This is a genomic window from Rubripirellula lacrimiformis, from assembly GCF_007741535.1.
Taxonomy (GTDB): Bacteria; Planctomycetota; Planctomycetia; order Pirellulales; family Pirellulaceae; genus Rubripirellula; species Rubripirellula lacrimiformis.
Genome location: NZ_CP036525.1, coordinates 1,188,685 through 1,206,828, shown reverse-complemented (window position 1 = coordinate 1,206,828; position 18,144 = coordinate 1,188,685). Strand labels below are relative to the sequence as shown.

General features: G+C 57.9%; 17 protein-coding genes. 12 read left to right on the top strand and 5 right to left on the bottom strand.

The window, feature by feature from the left end; translation table 11 throughout:
* Positions 1-22 precede the first annotated feature (22 nt).
* The 8 genes from K227x_RS04280 to K227x_RS04245 all read left to right on the top strand — a co-directional run bounded on the left by K227x_RS04280 (position 23) and on the right by K227x_RS04245 (position 9,331).
* Positions 23-628, top strand: a complete 606-nt coding sequence (locus K227x_RS04280; RefSeq protein ID WP_145168223.1) for a DUF2726 domain-containing protein — start codon at positions 23-25, stop codon at positions 626-628.
* 458 nt (positions 629-1,086) lie between these two features.
* Positions 1,087-3,141, top strand: a complete 2,055-nt coding sequence (flhA, locus tag K227x_RS04275; protein WP_246146824.1) for a flagellar biosynthesis protein FlhA — start codon at positions 1,087-1,089, stop codon at positions 3,139-3,141.
* Between the two features lie 61 nt (positions 3,142-3,202).
* The gene (flhF, locus tag K227x_RS04270) at positions 3,203-4,504 is read left to right on the top strand and encodes a flagellar biosynthesis protein FlhF (protein WP_246146498.1); all 1,302 of its coding nucleotides are present in this window, start codon (positions 3,203-3,205) and stop codon (positions 4,502-4,504) included.
* A 160-nt stretch (positions 4,505-4,664) separates the two neighbouring features.
* Positions 4,665-4,934, top strand: coding sequence for a hypothetical protein (locus tag K227x_RS04265; protein ID WP_246146497.1), 270 nt, complete (start codon positions 4,665-4,667; stop codon positions 4,932-4,934).
* 185 nt (positions 4,935-5,119) lie between these two features.
* The gene (locus tag K227x_RS04260) at positions 5,120-5,917 is read left to right on the top strand and encodes a FliA/WhiG family RNA polymerase sigma factor (RefSeq protein ID WP_246146496.1); all 798 of its coding nucleotides are present in this window, start codon (positions 5,120-5,122) and stop codon (positions 5,915-5,917) included.
* Positions 5,918-6,115: 198 nt separating this feature from the next.
* On the top strand, positions 6,116-7,297 hold the full coding sequence (locus tag K227x_RS04255) for a glycosyltransferase family 4 protein (RefSeq protein ID WP_145177248.1): 1,182 nt from the start codon (positions 6,116-6,118) through the stop codon (positions 7,295-7,297).
* A 106-nt stretch (positions 7,298-7,403) separates the two neighbouring features.
* Positions 7,404-8,366, top strand: coding sequence for a serine/threonine protein kinase (locus tag K227x_RS04250; RefSeq protein WP_145168220.1), 963 nt, complete (start codon positions 7,404-7,406; stop codon positions 8,364-8,366).
* Entirely contained in the window at positions 8,366-9,331 is a 966-nt protein-coding gene (locus K227x_RS04245; RefSeq protein ID WP_145168219.1) for an acetyl-CoA carboxylase carboxyltransferase subunit alpha, read from the top strand. Before K227x_RS04250 ends, K227x_RS04245 begins: the two co-directional genes overlap by 1 nt.
* Before the next feature lie 374 nt (positions 9,332-9,705).
* Here K227x_RS04245 and K227x_RS04240 read toward each other — a convergent pair whose 3' ends face one another.
* A complete protein-coding gene (locus K227x_RS04240) occupies positions 9,706-10,434 on the bottom strand; it encodes a CvpA family protein (RefSeq protein ID WP_145168218.1) in 729 nt (242 codons plus the stop codon).
* Positions 10,435-10,674: 240 nt separating this feature from the next.
* Here K227x_RS04240 and K227x_RS04235 point away from each other — a divergent pair, with 240 nt between their 5' ends.
* On the top strand, positions 10,675-11,400 hold the full coding sequence (locus K227x_RS04235) for a metal-dependent hydrolase (RefSeq protein ID WP_145168217.1): 726 nt from the start codon (positions 10,675-10,677) through the stop codon (positions 11,398-11,400).
* Between the two features lie 476 nt (positions 11,401-11,876).
* On the opposite strand, the gene dtd is transcribed toward K227x_RS04235, so the two are convergent.
* On the bottom strand, positions 11,877-12,344 hold the full coding sequence (gene dtd, locus K227x_RS04230; protein WP_145168216.1) for a D-aminoacyl-tRNA deacylase: 468 nt from the start codon (positions 12,342-12,344) through the stop codon (positions 11,877-11,879).
* A 171-nt stretch (positions 12,345-12,515) separates the two neighbouring features.
* Between dtd and K227x_RS04225 the strand changes: the two genes are divergently transcribed.
* A complete protein-coding gene (locus tag K227x_RS04225) occupies positions 12,516-13,433 on the top strand; it encodes a DUF1559 family PulG-like putative transporter (protein ID WP_145168215.1) in 918 nt (305 codons plus the stop codon).
* A 166-nt stretch (positions 13,434-13,599) separates the two neighbouring features.
* Here K227x_RS04225 and K227x_RS04220 read toward each other — a convergent pair whose 3' ends face one another.
* Positions 13,600-14,814 carry an argininosuccinate synthase gene (locus tag K227x_RS04220; RefSeq protein WP_145168214.1) on the bottom strand — a complete coding sequence of 405 codons (1,215 nt, stop codon included), beginning with the start codon at positions 14,812-14,814 and terminating at the stop codon, positions 13,600-13,602.
* Positions 14,815-14,905: 91 nt separating this feature from the next.
* Here K227x_RS04220 and larB point away from each other — a divergent pair, with 91 nt between their 5' ends.
* Positions 14,906-15,907, top strand: a complete 1,002-nt coding sequence (gene larB / locus K227x_RS04215) for a nickel pincer cofactor biosynthesis protein LarB (protein WP_145168213.1) — start codon at positions 14,906-14,908, stop codon at positions 15,905-15,907.
* Positions 15,904-16,773, top strand: coding sequence for an NAD(P)H-hydrate dehydratase (locus K227x_RS04210; protein ID WP_145168212.1), 870 nt, complete (start codon positions 15,904-15,906; stop codon positions 16,771-16,773). Before larB ends, K227x_RS04210 begins: the two co-directional genes overlap by 4 nt.
* A gap of 3 nt (positions 16,774-16,776) precedes the next feature.
* On the opposite strand, the gene K227x_RS04205 is transcribed toward K227x_RS04210, so the two are convergent.
* Positions 16,777-17,463 (bottom strand): hypothetical protein, encoded by a 687-nt coding sequence (locus K227x_RS04205; RefSeq protein ID WP_145168211.1) that lies wholly within the window; start codon positions 17,461-17,463, stop codon positions 16,777-16,779.
* Positions 17,456-18,127, bottom strand: a complete 672-nt coding sequence (locus tag K227x_RS04200) for a hypothetical protein (protein WP_145168210.1) — start codon at positions 18,125-18,127, stop codon at positions 17,456-17,458. Before K227x_RS04200 ends, K227x_RS04205 begins: the two co-directional genes overlap by 8 nt.
* Positions 18,128-18,144 lie beyond the last annotated feature (17 nt).

The following is an 18,144-nucleotide window of genomic DNA, read 5'->3' as shown; positions in this document are numbered from 1 at the left end:
AGCGTGACACGAGGACAAACGGATGCCAATCGAAACCCATTTCCCGTGGGTTCTGAAGGCGCGGCATTTTTTCAAAACCGGCCGCTGGGAAGTTCCGAAGGTCGCCGCCACCGTACCGGCCGAGGCGCGACCGCGATTCCTGTCATCTGCCGAATTGGTGCTATTTCGCCAACTTCAACAGGCCGTCGGCACCCGAGCAATCGTGTGCCCCCACACACGCCTCAGCGACGTCATCTACCTCGCCAACGCGACTGAATTTGTCCAGCAAGCGGTCCGATTGAATCTGAAGCGGATCGACTTCTTGATCTGTGACGCGACCAGCGGAGCATCGATCTGCGCGGTCCAGACCGAACCGATCATGGATCGACGGCGGCGGACTCAGCATGATTTCATGCGTCAAGTGCTAGCAACCGCCAAGCTTCCCCTGATCCGCCTGGACATTGAAAATCCACCATCGGTCGAAGAACTGCGACACCTGCTAGACGAGATCATCGCCAAGCATCGAACCAAGGCATCGTCGATCGCGACGGTTCACTCGAACGAGCAACTGCGGCCGCCGACCCAGCAACTGTCGTGGCAAAAACGGTTGTCCCAACGGGGATCGACGCCGCCCGGCGCCATCAAATAGCCCCGTGCAAGCAAGTTGCCAGCAAAGTAGGCCGGATCAAGGAGCGCAGCGACGCCGATCCGGCAATCCCCCACCCCAATCCCCCACCAAGCAATTCCAGTCCCCCGACGCGTAAGCGAGGGATTGGCTGACGCGTCGAATTGTGGTTCCAACGCTGTTTCCTCGACAACGACGAAGGCAGCCGGCCGCTATCGCCGGTCGAACGTGGCAACCGGGGCGATCGCCCAAACGGCTCATCCGCCGAAGGTTCGCCGATAGCGAATCGCCGATCTGGGAATTCTGACCGCTCTCGGATTGAAGCGCCACGCCAATTTCCAATCGGCCGGTGGACTGTCGCGTGATCGCTGATGCGAAGTTCTCTAGACCGCAACGACGGGTTTCCGCTACCGTCGGTTCTTGCCCGTCAAATGAGTTGCCGGGTAGGAACGATGCAGAAAGGGCGATCGATGCAGTTTTTGATGCGATACCGGGACCTGGTGCTTCCGCTTGGCATCATCGGTTGCTTGGTCGTCATCCTGGTCCCGCTGCCGCCGGCACTGATGGACCTGCTATTGGCCGGCAACATTACGATCGGTGTGATCGTGCTGTTGACCACGGTCTACGTTTCCACGCCGCTAGAATTCAGCATTTTCCCGTCTCTGTTGCTAGCTACCACGCTGGCACGACTGGTATTGAACGTCGCGACAACGCGGCTGATTTTGACAGGTGCCGACGGACGGGGCATGGGCGCCGCCGGCGGAGTGATCCAAAGCTTCGGCGAATTTGTTGCCGGTGACCGAATCGAAGTTGGCCTGATCATCTTTGTGATCATCGTTTTGATCCAGTTCATCGTGATCACCAAGGGTGCCACTCGGATCAGTGAAGTCGCCGCCCGATTTGCGTTGGACGGGATGCCAGGAAAGCAGATGGCGATCGACGCCGACTTGAACGCTGGCCTGATCGACGAAAAACAAGCTCAAGAACGCCGCGAGGAAGTCGCTGGACAAGCCGACTTTTACGGGGCGATGGATGGTGCCAGCAAGTTTGTCCGCGGCGATGCCGTGGCCGGGATTGTGATCACCATCATCAACGTGATTGGCGGTCTGTACATCGGCGTGATGCAAGCCGGAATGACGATCACCGAAGCCGGGGCGTTGTTCACCAAATTGACCATTGGGGACGGCCTAGTCAGCCAAGTCCCCGCACTGCTGATCTCGCTAGCCGCCGGTTTGCTGGTCACGCGTAGTGCCAAGAAAGCCAGCCTGCCGACGCAGTTCATGCAGCAACTTTTCGGGAATCCCAAAGCGCTATTTGTGGCTGGCGGATTCTTGATGCTGATGATCGTCACCAATTTGCCCGCCGTCCCCATGGCAACCCTCGGGCTCGGATGCATCGGACTGGCCGTCGTGATGAATCGACAAACCGCGCTGCGAGGTGTCGAAGAAGCCGACCAAGTCGAGGCACAGCGAGTCGCAGCGGCCGTCCCGCCCGAAAAACGCGTGGAAGATTTCCTGACCATCGATCCGATGGAAATCTCTATCGGATTGGGATTGCTAAGCCTTGCCGACCCGGCGCGTGGCGGCGATCTGATGCAGCGAATCACCGGCGTGCGAAACGCGATTGCCGCCGACATCGGTGTCATCCTGCCCAAAGTCCGCGTTCGCGACGAGATGACTTTGGATCAATTCGATTATGAAATTCGCATCCAAGGCAACCCGATTGGGCACGCAACGATCCTGCCCGACCGACTCCTTGCGATCGACAGCGGACAAACCACTGGCGTGATCGATGGCGAACCGACTCGCGATCCAACATTCGGCGAACCGGCCGTGTGGATCGATCCGATGCGGCGTGAACAAGCCGCCATCTATGGGTACACCACGGTGGAACCCGGCGCGGTGCTGGCCACGCACCTGCAGGAACTGGCGCGGCGTCATGCCGATGAACTGCTTTCACGCGACGCGACCAAACACCTGATCGACGAACTGAAAGAAGCGTCACCGACCGTGGTCGACGAACTGATCCCAAGCGTGATGAAGATCAGCGATGTCCAGCAAGTGCTGCACCTGTTGCTTCGCGAAGACGTCCCGATCCGCCAACTTGGCATCATCATGGAAACGCTGGGTGACTTTGCCCCGCGTACCAAAGACCCCACTTGGCTTTGCGAATACGTCCGACATCGTCTGGCGCGGACAATCAGCTCTCGCTATCGCGATGACCAGAATCGTTTGCACGTGATGGCCTTTGATCCAGCGATGGAAGATCGAATCGCAGCAGGACTGGAACACAATGATCGCGGACTTTTTGTCCGAATGAGTCCAGCAGCCATCGACTCGACTTGCGAGAAAATTCAAGAAGGCGTTAAGAAACTAATTGCAGCAGGCCATACACCGCTGGTTTTGGTCAGTCCAAGAATTCGGCCTGGTCTTCGACAAATCACCGCGACGGCATTGCCGCGTTTGAAGGTCCTTTCGTACAACGAAGTTACACAAGACACCAAAATTGAATCCCACGGAGTTATCAGTGATCAATAGCCGGTGACCGAAGCGTTCCCAACCGATCACCGACTGCCGCCCTGACTTCCGGGACGCAAAGATGACTGCCCCATCAATGCTGACCGTTTCCACTTTCCCTGATCCAAACGTTCACGCCATGCACATTCGCACCTTTCGAGCGGCTAGCTTGCAAGACGCATTGGAACAGATCCGTCAACAGATGGGATCTGACGCTTCCGTTCTGCACACGCGGCAAGTCCGCGATGGATGGATGGGTTGGTTGGGACGGACCTATGTTGAAGTCACCGCGGGATTGAAAGACACCGATGGCACCGGGCCACAGGCCGCCCACGATGAAATCGCTCGTTCGAGCGCGACAACGTCCACTGCAATGGATCCGGGCATCGAGTCCGAGGACGCCGAAATTCCGTCGCCCGACAGTTTCCACTTGGGGCCAGACCAAGCCGAGTTTTCGCGACCGTCGATCCGGATGGCGGATCACGACCACGCACCGGCCACCTTCCGCAGCCACAGCGGCGCCGATGCCGCAGCAGACTTGCCGTTGCCCCTGCAGTCCTTTCGCAACGAACTGATCGATGCGGGTGTATCGGCCGCCACAGCAGATCGCTGGCTGACGGCGACTGCAAGTTTCGCGATGGGTCTGGGCGATGCACCGGGCGGGACCTTCCTGTCGGGCACCCCGTGGCTAGAACACTTACAACGAACCATCGGACGCGAACTGCGGATCGGCAGCCCGATCCTGACCCATCCCGGTGACCGCCGCATCGTCGCCTTGGTGGGACCAACCGGTGTCGGCAAGACCACGACGGTGGCGAAACTAGCCGCCGGATTCCGCATCGAAGCACGCCGCCGAGTGGGGCTGCTGACCATTGATACATTCCGCATCGCCGCGGTCCAACAGTTAAAGGCCTATGCCGAAATCATGGACCTGCCGATGGAAGTGGTCGAACGCCCCGACCAGATGCAGCCCGCACTGGACCGTTTGGGCGATGTCGACCTGATCTTGATCGACACCGCCGGCCGAAGCCCACGCAGCGGTGCTCGCATCGATCAACTGGTGGACCTGCTGCACAGTGCCCAGCCTGATGAAACACACCTGGTGCTCAGCAGCAACAGTTCGGCCAGCGCGATCCAATCCACGCTAGAAGGATTCGCGCCGGTCCAGCCGACATCGGCCATCCTGACCAAGCTGGACGAGACACCGCACACGGCAGCCGCATTGTCGGCCCTGGTCACCAACGAACACTTTGCCGGGATCCCGCTCAGCTATGTCACCAACGGCCAACAGGTCCCTGATGACATTGCGCCCGCAGAACGTGAATACTTGCTATCACGATTGCTACCGGCACCAGTAGCGTTTTCGCAGATCGACGCCGCCTAAAAGAATCTAAAAAGAATTAGTAATGAACCGCTGGGGGAAACCCGATACTGACATTGTGACGTTTCGCGCAGAACAAAATTGACTTGAGTAATTTTTTTTGCGACGCAACTAAGCGAACTAGGAAACATGACAACACAACCCTGAACAACTTGACGAACCCGTGTCACGAAGTTTCGCCGCATCACTTGGTGCTCTCGCCATGGCCCTTGTGGTCATCCGAGGTGCCATCAACGGCGAACTAGCCGGCAGCGTTGCCAGCGAAGCCATCGTGGCCATGATCGTGTTTGCAGGTGTGGGTTTTGTTGCCGGAAAGATATCGGATTACTTGATCCGTGACTCTCTGGAACGAATGTTTCGTGCTCGAGTCGAGTGGTACCGCGAAGGTGTCGCAGATTCTGGCTTGAACAAAACAGATACACCGAGTAACTGAAGGACACGGATGTCCAACAAGGTTGCTTCGGTGATGTTGTGAAGGCGGCGAGGTGTCGCGTCAGCATGGATGCTGCGTGATCCTCACCGCGATTGGACGAACGTTGGCTACCGGACAAAGCACTTGCTTTGGGCGGCAGTCGGTGCAGCACGACGCTGCGATACATAACTTTCACGGAGGATTGGATGGCAGCGACAGCCACAGCCGACGACGAGATCCTGCAAGTCTGGCAAGAATTCAAAAAGCTGGAAAAGGATGCTCACGACTACGAAGACCTCCGGAATCGGTTGGTTGAGCGTTACATGCCATTGGTTCGCTATAACGGCGAACGAATCTGGCAACGCTTGCCCGACGGAGTCGAACTGGACGACCTGATCAGCGCCGGCATCTTTGGATTGATGGACGCGATCGACGCCTACGACATGGAACGTGGGGTGAAGTTCGAAACCTACTGTGTGCCCCGTATTCGCGGAGCCATGTTGGACGAACTGCGGACAATGGACTGGGTGCCTCGCTTGGTTCGCAGCAAAGCCAGCAAGCTTGCGACTGCCAAGAAGACGCTTGAAACCCGATTTGGACGCGCTCCGTCGGTTGCCGAACTTTCCGAACACATGGAATTGCCGGTCGCCGAAGTTGAAAAAATGCAGTCCGATGCCAACGCAGTCGGCGTCGTATCGCTGAACAAGAAGTGGTACGAAACGGACAGCTACAAAGACGTCCGCGAAATCGACATTCTGGAAGACAAGAAGGGCGAAGACCCGACTCGTCGCGTCCAGAAGAACGACCTGATGCGATTGGTCACCAAGGGACTCAACCGCAACGAACGATTGATCATCATTCTTTATTACTACGAAGAACTGACGATGAAAGAGATCGGTGCAACCCTTGATCTTTCTGAATCGCGGGTAAGCCAAATGCATACCTCGATCGTCAATCGTCTGCAGCAACAACTCGGCTATCGCCGAATCGAGTTCGGCGCTTAGTCGCAAGGCTCCGAACGGGTTCAGCCATCACCCGCATGTCGCAAACCATCGAAGCGGCGTCCCCTTTCCGGGGGACGCCGCTTTTTTCGTAGCGGCCCATTTCGCAGCAATCCAAGCCACCATTGGTTGCGACAACCGGCTGACTGGAACATGCTGGGAAAGTCGCTCGCCGAGATCTCCACTGGAAAGAATGCTGTTTTGCGGATCGCACACGTCATCACACGAATGATCATCGGCGGGGCGCAAGAGAACACGCTGCTGAATTGTCTGGACTTGATCCAAGACTATGGCGACGATGTGCTGTTGATCACCGGACCATCGCTTGGACCAGAGGGCAATCTGTTGGACCAGGGCAGGGCAGGGCAGTTGCCGACCCGGATCCTGCCCTCGCTTCGCCGAGCCATTCATCCAGTCCACGACTGGCAGGCCGCGCGCGACATCCGATCCGCTATCCGCGATTTCGCCCCCGATGTCGTCCACACCCACAGCGCCAAAGGCGGACTGCTAGGGCGGCACGTCGCATGGGGCCAGCGGGTGCCAGCGGTTATCCACAGTGTTCACGGGGCGCCTTTCCATCCCTATCAATCGGCGATGGCTCGGCAATTCTTTCAACGCTGCGAACGATGGGCGGCGAAACGCTGTCATCAAATGATTTGCGTGGCCGATGCGATGACCGACTTGATGGTAGACGCAGGCGTCGCGCCGCGTGAAAAGTTCAAGACCATCTACAGCGGAATGGACGTCGAACCATTTATCCATGCGAACGACCATCGCGATGAAATGCGTCGCAAACTAGGGTTCGCAGACCACCACATTGTGATCGGTAAGATCGCCCGGCTGTTTCATTTGAAGGGCCACGACGACCTGATCACCGCAGCGGTCGATGTGATCGCCGCCAACCCCAATGTGCGGTTCCTGTGGGTCGGCGACGGGATCTTGAAATCTCCGCTACAGAATCGCATTGCGCAACTCGGCCTGGATTCGCACTTTGTCTTCACCGGGCTTGTCCCCCCCTCGGAAGTCCCTTGTTTGGTGGGGGCGATGGACGCCCTGGTCCATACGTCGTACCGGGAAGGTTTAGCTCGGGCCCTGCCACAGGCCCTGATCGCCGGCAAACCGGTCGTTAGCTACGACGTCGACGGAGCCCGCGAGGTAGCGATCAACGACGAAACCGGGTTCCTGGTGCCCGCCCAGGACACCGCCATGCTGTCGATCGCCCTGCAAAGGATCGCTGGCGATGCCGGCATGCGAGATCGGATGGGCAGGGAAGGGCAGTCGCGATTTACGGATCAATTCCGTCATCAGACGATGACACGGCAAATCAGGCGTCTTTACGGCGAAATCCTGGCTTCACAGCGAAACGACGGTGCAGGGCAGTGAAGGCCTGATCTTCCCCAGTAGGGAAACCTTGCGTTATCATGTGGCATCACCTAACCGGTATCATCTGACGCCCCTTTTCAGCCATCCGTTCCCCGGCGCACAGCCCATGTCGAAATCACGAGACTTCCTAGGCCCCTACCGCCTTGCCCGTTTGATCCGTGGCGGTAGCACCGCCGAAGTCTGGGAAGCGATCGAAGAGAACACCCAAGATCGCTATGCGCTGAAAGTGCTTCGCGAAAGCAAAGCCGACAAGTCCGAGACCGCGCTGCTGAAACACGAATACACCGTCGCCAAAGATCTTTCGAGTCCGCGGATCATCAAGGTCCACGAGTACCGCGAAGAAAGCGGCCGACCAATGCTGGTCATGGAATTGTTCAGCGAACTGAACATGAAACAGGCACTGCGACGCGGCCCCGAATCCTTAGCCTTCATGCTTGATAAGATTGTCGAGCAAGCGGCCGAAGGACTCTACTATATGCATACTAAGAATTGGATCCATCTTGATATCAAGCCTGATAACTTTTTGGTAAGCCGTGATGGTGTTGTGAAGTTGATTGACTTTACAATCTCACAAAAGAAAAAGACCGGTCTTAGTAAGTTATTTCATAGCGAAAAAGTCGCTCGTGGCACACGCAGTTATATGGCGCCCGAACAGATCCGCCGCAAAGTTTGCGACGAACGAACCGACGTTTATGCGTTCGGATGCGTGCTTTACGAATTGGTGACCGGCAAAGCACCGTACACCGGCGACACGCCCAACGACTTGCTGAACAAGCACCTGAGCGCTTCGATCCCTAGTCCGATTGTCCATAACGACAACGTGACACGGGAATTCGCCGACTTGGTCAAAAGCATGATGGCTAAAAAGCCAGAAAACCGACCGGCATCGATGTGGGAGTTCCTGAAGGTGTTGCGCGGAATTCAAATTTTCAACAAACGGCCTCGCCGACCCAAGATTAGCGTCTTCGACAATATGCCGGGCATCAAAGGTGCTGACGACATGCTGCTAAAAGATCGCGGACTTGAAGGTGAAGACGACGACGATCAACAAGCGACGGAGGGTCGATAATGAGTGGTGGACCAGGATTAGAATTCGAATCAAACATTGCCGTTGCTGAAGACCGCATCGCGCAGCTGGAACGACAAATCGATCGCAGCGACGAAGTCGAAACAGAGCTTCGTGGTTTGCGACTGGATTTGGTCAAACAGTTGCGGGACACCTACAGCTCGCTGAACGCTTGGCAAACCGTCCAGGTATCGCGGCACAAGAATCGTCCCTACACACGCGATTACCTGAACCTTGCTTTCGACGAATTCGTCGAACTGCATGGCGATAAGCACTTTGGCGATGACCGAGCGATGCTGTCGGGATTTGCCAAACTGGACCGTTTCAAGGTGATGGTGCTGGGGCATCAGAAAGGCCGGACTTACAAAGAACGCGCCGCATGCCACTTTGGTTGCGCCCATCCCGAAGGCTATCGCAAGGCGATGGTCAAGATGAAGTTGGCCGAAAAGTACCGCCTGCCACTGATCTGTTTTATCGATACACCCGGCGCTTACCCGGGAATCGGCGCCGAAGAACGCGGCCAGGCGCAAGTGATCGCCGAAAGCATGTTCATGATGAGCCGGCTGAAAACTCCCGTCATCTGCGTCGTCATCGGCGAAGGCGGATCCGGGGGCGCATTGGGCATCGGCGTGGGCGACCGAGTCGCCGTTTTGGAGCATGCGTATTACAGCGTGATCAGCCCCGAAGGCTGTGCAGGGATCCTGTGGAAGAGCCACGAACACGCACCCAAGGCAGCGGCCGCACTGCGGTTCACCAGCGGTGATCTGAAGCGGCTCGGAGTCGTGGATGATGTGCTCGAAGAACCGCTGGGCGGCGCCCACCGCGACCATCACCAGATGGCGTCACGGTTGAAGACTTATCTGTCGCGAACGTTGGCCGAACTGGAAACAAAAGACAGCGACGAATTGGTCCAAGGACGCTACGACAAGTTCCGCAAGATCGGTCAGTTCCTAGAGGAACCGGCGTAGCGGAACAGTGGCAAAGGCAGGCAATCACCTAGCCAATGCGCCCGCCCCGCAACGTCCGATAATGCCTCTTATGTTGTATTCGATCTACGTAATTCCCGTGTTTCAGGCGTTTTCGCAGAATCACCCGCCCAAACACGGACGTTGGACCGCCCCACTGCTGCAGCCAACCGTTGGGCATCACATTTAAGCGCCGGCGAGCCAACCGCCGGGCCGAGCACCACGGCAATCTGCTGTCGCCACGTCGTAGCTTTCAGACAGCGAAGTCCCAACCGCACGGACGCCACTTCGTAGCCTTCGGATAGCTAGTCCCAGCGGGACGAACGCATCCTGCCGTGTGGCTTGCCACACGGTCATCCAACCGACCGCAAAGACCGCTATCGAGTCAAGCGATTCTGGATCGCTTGCTGAGCCTGCTGTGGGACCCAATTGCTTGGATCGGCGACCTGGCGGTCGATTGGCTCGATGGCCCCTTGGGCAGTACCCGGCGGAGGAACAAAGTTGGTTGGCGACCAAGGCTGTGCAGCGGGCGGCGAATCCCCACCAGCCAACCATCCGGTCGCTTGATCCAACAGACCGCCTTCGGTTTTGCCTTCGCTGAACTCGCGATCGAACCGTTCCAGATAGGGACTGATCACTTCATGAATCTCGGGCGGGATCACCGTCTGGCTGCGGTCCAGCACTTTGGCGATGTAATTCCCGCTTTTGCTTCGCACGACCGCTTCGCGGATTCCATCACCGGCCAGGGTCACGGCGAACATGGTGATCAACGTGCAATACAACGCTCCTTTGATCAGCCCAAAAATCGCACCAATGTGATTGTCGAACTCGCGCAGTTTCATCCGATCGATCGATCCGCTGACCATTCGAAACGCAACCCAGATCAGAAGCGCCGTACCGACATACAGAATCAGCATCGCCAGAAATCGATTCCAAGGTGGTTCGACGCTGATCGATTGACTGAACGGTTCACGCAGCTTCAGTGCCACGACGTAGCTGCCCAAGATGGACGCGATCGACGCTAACTGCCAAGCCAAACCTTTCACGGCGCCAAACAACATCGCGCCGAACAGGACGACCAACATCACAATGTCATAGATCTCCATCAAACACATCCATGCGATCACAAGAGATTTCGGGTACCGCCAAACCTAGGACTGAGCGGAATGAGGGAAGGGTGTTGATAGCAAAAAAAACCAGCCGCCTCATGGAACGGACTATAGCGACCTGCCAACAAGGTTCGAAGATCAATCCCGCGAGGTTTCGGCTGGCGGCGCAGGCCCGGAAAAGGGTATGGACAGGGGAAGCAAAATTTCCCCACTCCACTCCCCTGCCCTCGCCGCCCAGTGGCAGATTTCAAATCCCACATTACCGGAAGCACGATCGTAGGAGTCGGATACGGCTACTGGGGTGTGTCCACGCAGTCAATGTCGCTGGAAAGCGGCATGTTGGCGTGTGGCCTATGCGCGGTCAGCGGGATGTTGCCGGACCTGGATAGCGACTCGGGAATCCCGCTTCGCGAAACCAGTATGTTTGTCGCGGCGATCGTGCCCATCTTGATGATCGACCGATTCCGCGACCTGAATTTTTCACACGAAGCGATGGCTCTGGCCGCGATGCTGGTCTACATCGCCATCCGATTCATCGCAGTGGAATGCTTCCGCCGATTCACCGTCCATCGCGGGATGTGGCATAGCATCCCAGCGGCGGCCGTCGCAGGCATCCTCGCCTATCTGGTGATGCCATGCCCGAACGAATCGATCCGAGTCTTCAAGTCATGCGCGGTGGTGCTTGGATTTTTGGTCCATTTGACAATGGATGAAATTTGGTCGATCGATATCCGCCGAGGCTTTCGGCTGAAAAAATCGTTTGGCACAGCACTGAAGTTTTTTGGCCCCAACATGCTGGCCAACACCGCGGTCTACGCCCAGCTTGGGTTGGTTTTGTACTTTGCGATGGGTGACCACGGCATTGCCGAACGAATCCGTTCGCGAACATTGCTAGAACGCACCTACATCGCACAGCCCGACCAATCTTTGTTCGATCGAGATTCGTGGACACCACGGCGTTAGAAAACAGCCGTCGCCCCTTCGGGACTTGGCTGGCAGATAGCCACACAGTGGCGATCGTTTTTCGCCGGTGGGGAGTGTTCGACAGATAACCGTGTGGCAAGCCACACGGCAGATAGCTGTCGTCCCTTCGGGACTTTTCAAAAACATCACTGCGATGTCGCCCCTTCGAGACTCGGCTGGCAGATAGCCACACAGTGGCGATCGTTTTTCGCCGGTGGGGAGTGTTCGACAGATAACCGTGTGGCAAGCCACACGGCAGATAGCTGTCGTCCCTTCGGGACTTTTCAAAAACATCACTGCGATGTCGCCCCTTCGGGACTCGGCTGGCAGATCGCCACGCAGTGGCGATCGTTTTTCGCCGGTGGGGAGTGTTCGACAGATAACCGTGTGGCAAGCCACACGGCAGATAGCTGTCGTCCCTTCGGGACTTTTCAAAAACATCATCGCCCATCAAGGCGGCGACTTCCGGCTGTGCTTCAATCCACGAGTCCCGTGGCGACCGCCGGGTCACGATCCAATACGATCGTGACTGGGCCATCGTTGACCAGCGACACTTTCATGTCGGCAGCGAAGATGCCACGTTGAACGCGGATCCCCTGCTCTGCGATCAGATCGCCGTACACCGAGTACAATTCGCGGGCTAGCGACGGTTCGGCGGCTGCGGTGAATGCCGGGCGGCGACCGCGGCGACAATCCGCCAACAGCGTGAACTGGCTGACCACCAAGACTTCGCCGCCGACGTCCAATACCGACCGATTCATTTTGCCCTGCTCGTCTTCGAAGATCCGCAGGCCCACCGTTTTATCAGCCAACCACCGGACCTCCGCTTCGGTATCGCCCTGCCCTACCCCAATCAACACCAACAGCCCGCGTCCGATCTGGCCGACCACGGCCCCATCGACTTGCACACTGGCCTCGGACACACGCTGCAATACGACTCTCATCAGATCCCACGTTTCCAGAAAAAGTGCCGCAGCCGGTCGGCTAATCCGAAACCCAGACTGCGATGTGACCAGCGGACATTCGGCATCGGCTGGAACAGTTTGTTAATATCACGGTGCTGGCAAACGCCCGCAACGCCAACCCTAATCTCGAGACCATTGCGGATCGCCCGTATGCCATTTTTGTTCACATGCCCCGAATGCCAAACCAAGACTCAGGTCGAGGATCGATTCCGTGGGATGGCAGGCCAGTGCGTCACCTGCGGCGCCAAGATCCAAATGCCAGAGGCTTCCAGCGAATCCCCTGCCCTGCCCTCTGCGACCGGGCCGCAGTCGAACCAGCGAACGTTCGGCTGGATCGCTGCAACCATGGTCGGAATTCTGTTGATCGGCAGCCTGCTGTTTGCCGTGATTCGGTTTGGCAGCCAAACGATCTCCACGCTGGCCAGCAACCGCGAACAAACCGCAACGATTCGCAACTTAGAAAAAATTGCCGCGGCGATGAACGCCTACGCGGCGGACAACGATGTGTATCCGCCTCCGATGACAGTGGACGCGAACAACCAACCGCTTCACTCATGGCGAGTCCTGTTGCTGCCGTACCTGGGCGAAGAAGATCTATACAACCAATTTGACCTGAACCTAAGCTGGAACCATCCAGTCAATCGAGACATTGCCCAGTATGAAATGCCGTCGGTCTATCATCACCCGTCCGGCGATGCCTTAGGCCTTTACAGCCAATCGGGCTACTACTTGATTACCGGCCCCGGTACGTTGTTTCCCCCCCAAGGACCGCTTGGGCCAAGCGACGTCACCGACGATCCATCGCAAACGATCCTGGTCACCGAGGCGATTCCCACGACATCGTCAGCCCTGTGGACCGAACCAATCGACTTGGACATCAACACGATGCGAGGCAACCTTGGCACCAACCTGGGGAACGAACCGGGCGGACTGACCGAAGGCGGTGTGGCGATCGCGACGGTGGACCAGCGTGGACACTTCGTCCCGAATTCGATCGACCCGACGATCGTCCGCGCCCTGATCACGGTACAGGGCGATGAACGCCTTGCCGATGACGTGCTGGACTGATCACTCACTGCCCTGCTCTGCTCTGCTGACTCCAAAAGAAAAGCCGAGCCACCCCACTTGGGCGTGACTCGGCTTTGCGAATTTCATGCTGCCGGGCGGACAACCGGATAGGCCAACCGGCAGTTCAGTCGGTTGCCAATGCCGAAGCGACACTGACTTGCCGCGACTAGTACGGGCGAGGAGCCACGGTTCCTTGGACTCGCGAAGGCAAACCCTGGATCCTTAGGAAACCTTCGGCATCGTCTTGGTTGTACGAACCGCCACCTTCCATCGTGGCGATCTCTGCGTCGTACAGGCTGTTCGGGCTGGTTCGCGAATCGACGCTGATGTTGCCCTTGTACAACTTCAAAGTGACTTCGCCGGTGACTGGTTTCTGAGCCTCCCGGATGAACGCCATCAACGCATCCAACTTGGGCGTGTACCAGAAACCGTAGTAAACCATTTCAGCGACTTCCGGTGCCAAGCGATCTCGCATGTGCATCAGGTCGCGATCCATCGTCAACTGTTCGACGTTCATCAGCGCGTTGTACAGCACGGTCATACCGGGCGATTCGTAGACCCCGCGGCTCTTCATGCCGACGAATCGGTTTTCGACCATGTCGATCCGACCGACGCCGTTGCGACCAGCGATTTGGTTCAGGCCTTCGACCATTTCCAATGCGCCAACCTTGGTACCATTCAAGGTCGTCGGCACGCCGGATTCGAACCCGATCGAAACCGTTTCAGGCTTGTCGGGCGCTTCTTCGGGGCTGACACCCATACCGAAGTCGACCAATTCGACGCCATTGATGTCCAATTCTTCCAACTGGCCGGCTTCGTAACTGATGTGCAGGACGTTTTCGTCACTGCTGTACGGTTTGCTGGTCGACGCCTTGACCGGGATGTTCTTTTCTTTGCAGTAAGCGATCAGTTCGGTACGCCCTGGGAACGCTTCGCGGAACTCTTTGATTCGCCACGGGGCGATCATCTCGACCTTGGGGTCGAGTGCTTCGGCGGCCAATTGGAATCGGCATTGATCATTTCCCTTGCCGGTCGCACCGTGGGCATAGGCGGTTGCACCGACTTCGCGAGCGACCTGAAGGCAGATCTTGCTGATCAACGGACGGGCGATGGAGGTGCCCAGCAGATAGATTTGTTCGTACTTGGCTTGCCAAGCGAGCACAGGGAAGGCAAAGTCGCGGCACAGTTCTTCGCGGACATCGATGGCACGATACGATTTAGCTCCGCCGTCTTCCGCTTTCTTTTTGATCGCGGCACGATCTTCGCAGGGTTGCCCCAGATCGACGTAAACGGCGTGAACTTCGTAGCCTTGATCTTGGAGCCAACCGAGGATGACGGAGGTATCCAAGCCGCCTGAGTAAGCCAGTACACAACTTTTCATTACGATGATGTCCACGAAAACTGAAGATATGGAAAGTCGACCTTGGTAGCCGTTTAGATGAATTTTGTAACCTTTTGCGGACGATTCGCCCATGCCTGAGCCCAGCGAGAAACCACCGAATTCCGTGGACTTGCCCCCTGCCCTGCTGCGTTTGGTGGGCGAAGTGATCGCCGGACGCAGTACCGCCCACGAACTGATCCAGTCTCTGACGGCACTTTGCCCCGACAATCACAGCGTCCCAGCGGGTGAATCCGATGCCACGTCGGCCATCGATGGGGCAACCGTCGACCTTGGCCGCCTAGCCCGATGCGGGTTCGGGGAAGTCATTTACGGGCCCGGAAAGCCGGCCGATTTGATCCAGCGAATCATCACCACCCAGATCGCGGCCGGTCAAGATTCCTTGGTCACCCGCATCGAATCGTCGATCGCCGAGGCACTACAAAGCCGATTCGAGCACGTTCGGTACAACCCGGTCGCGCGAACATTGCGTGTGGCCCGGTCGGCGATGTCTGTCCCTGGCGCCGAAATGGGCGCCGCCGACACCGTGGGAATCGCCGATTCGCGGACCGCCCCCCCCGGCACGGAACCGACCTACCAACCCACAACGGTCACTTCCCGCCCGGCACCGATTGGGCCAAGGCACGTCGCGGTCATCACCGCCGGCAGCACCGATGCCCCGGTCGCCGAAGAAGCCATCGAAACGATCGCTTGGATGGGCGTGCCAGTGGCCCGCTATGACGACATCGGCGTCGCCGGCCCTCAGCGGTTGTTGGCCGTCGTCCCCCGATTGCGTCGCGCTTCGGCGGTCGTGGTCGTGGCGGGCATGGAAGGGGCGCTGCCCTCGGTTGTGGCCGGCCACCTAGCAGTCCCTATCTTTGCGGTGCCGACCAGCGTCGGTTACGGTGCATCGCTGGGCGGTCTGACACCGCTGCTTGGAATGCTATCTGCCTGTGCCGCGAACGTGGCCGTGGTCAATATCGACGCCGGCTTCAAAGGCGGGTACCTAGCCGGCATGGTGGTGCGACAGATTCAAGATGCTGATCAACAGACGCCGCCATCCAACACCACCACGGGTGAGAAAACGTCCTCATGAACGCCCCCCCCTTACCTCCGGTGCATTTGCCAGCACGCAACAGCGACGCCCACAAAGGAAACTTTGGTCGAGTGATGTTGGTGGGTGGATCGCGTGGGATGAGCGGATCGATCGCGCTTTCGTCGATGGCCGCTCTGAAAACCGGATCTGGACTGGTCACGGCCGCTGTCCCCGACCGATGCCTAGAAACGGTCGCTAGTTTCCATCCATGCATGATGGTCGTCCCGCTAGCCGACGACGCCCAGGGCCGGTTTGCGACCGAAGCGGCGCTGGCCCTGCCGGCCAAACTAAAACCGCTGGACGCGATCGCGTGTGGTCCAGGGATGACGATGGCCGCCGGATCGGTGCGGATCGTTGAACGTTTACTGCAAACCACTGCCCTGCCCCGCGTGCTAGACGCGGATGCCATCAATGTCTTGGCGTTGATGGATTGGCCAGCCCCTGAAAACGTCCAGTCCAGCGGACGCTTGGTACTGACGCCTCACCCCGGCGAACTGCACCGATTGACCGGTGTACCGCCATCGGACCGCGAGCAACAAATCAGCATCGCTCAGATTTTGGCCGAGCGCACCGGAGCGGTCATCGTGGTCAAAGGCGGACCCACCGTCGTCGTGTCCGGCGATCAGCGATGGACCAACACGACTGGCAACCCTGGCATGGCGACCGGTGGCAGCGGCGACGTGCTAACGGGAGTCATCACTTCGTTGTTGGGTCAGAAGATGGACCCGTGGGATGCAACCCGGCTAGGCGTTTGGGTTCATGGCCGTGCCGGCGACCTGGCAGCGGCCCAACATGGCGAGGCCGGCATGACGGCACTCGATATCCTGGAACAACTGCCGCACGTGATCCGCCAATGCGTCGAATGACCTTCACTTCGCGCGTTCGATCCACAGCAAAATTCCGTTCTCCAGATTGGCCTGCGTGGGTGACGGCACCACGTTTCCATCGACAAGGAATCGTCGGCGTAGCAATTCAACCCTCTGGTCGGGATCGAACGAACGACAGTTGGCGACCGCCGACGATGAAGTTACCTGAGTGGTAAACCAGACCGCCGGACGCACCAAGCGATCGGCAACTTTGCCATCGATCACCAATTCAATTTCATGCTGCCCCGCGGCAGCGCGGGATGCCGGTTTGTGATGCCGGACTTCGATCGTGTGCGGCCCCGGCGTCAGTTCTAAACGTGTCGAAGGGTGTGGAAACTTTTTCTGCGTCAGCGAAAACTCCGCCCCCAGTCCCTCCAGCGTCAAACAGATCCGGTGACCGCGGCCGGTTTTCGATCGATTGGGAATCGCGACTTCGAAAACGGTTTCATCGATCTTCGTTGGCAATCGGGCGACCGCGGTGATCTTGCTGGGGTCGTCGATTTCCAACAGCCTGGCGCGAGACGCGAGCATCGCCGCCGTGGACCGCGCTTCGATCAGCCGCGTGTGCTTTTGGTACCAAGCCACCGACAGTGCAAAGGCCGCCGTCACCAGCAGAATGGTCCGCAAAGAGAATTGCACTGGCTTGGCAACCTTTGAATCGACACTGGTTGGTGGCACCGGATCATTCATCGGATTCCGCCTCGGATTTTTCCTCGGCTTCCAAGGCCTGATCGGTACCGAGTCGCAGATGAACCAGCGTGCCGTTATCGGTGACCTGCCAAGCGAATTTACCGAACTGGTCGACCACATCCTGGCGAAGCGATTCAGGAAGGCGAATCTTTAACAGGCTGACAATCTGATCAACTGGATAATCTTCCGTTTCCGTTTCTGCGATCACTTCGATGACCAACTGGTCACGGTACTTGCGAAGCAGATCGGCAGTTGCGGCGCCGATCCTTTGTGACATCCCCTTCCCTACAATCAGCACATGCAGCGACATCTCGCTACCGTCGTCATCGATTCGAACTCGCGGGAAAAAGTCCTCGCTGTTCGTGCTGGAAACTTGCGTATAGTCAGCATCCTTTCCAGCGATACGCCACGACAGTCGCCACGATTGGTTCGCAGGCAGATGGCCACGCCACTGATACCGATCCGGCTGTCCCGGGTCGCTGTAAATCAGGTGCATGCGAGATTCGGTGGTCACGTCCAATCGTCCGATCGCGCTCTCGTACTTGGCGATCTTGGCGTCCAGCACCAACCATTCGCGGTGGTCCCTCCACATCCCCACCAACATGGCAATGGAAACGACGACGGGGACAACGATCGAGCAAAAGCGAAGAAATCTGCGTAGCAACGAAGGCCTCTTTTCCG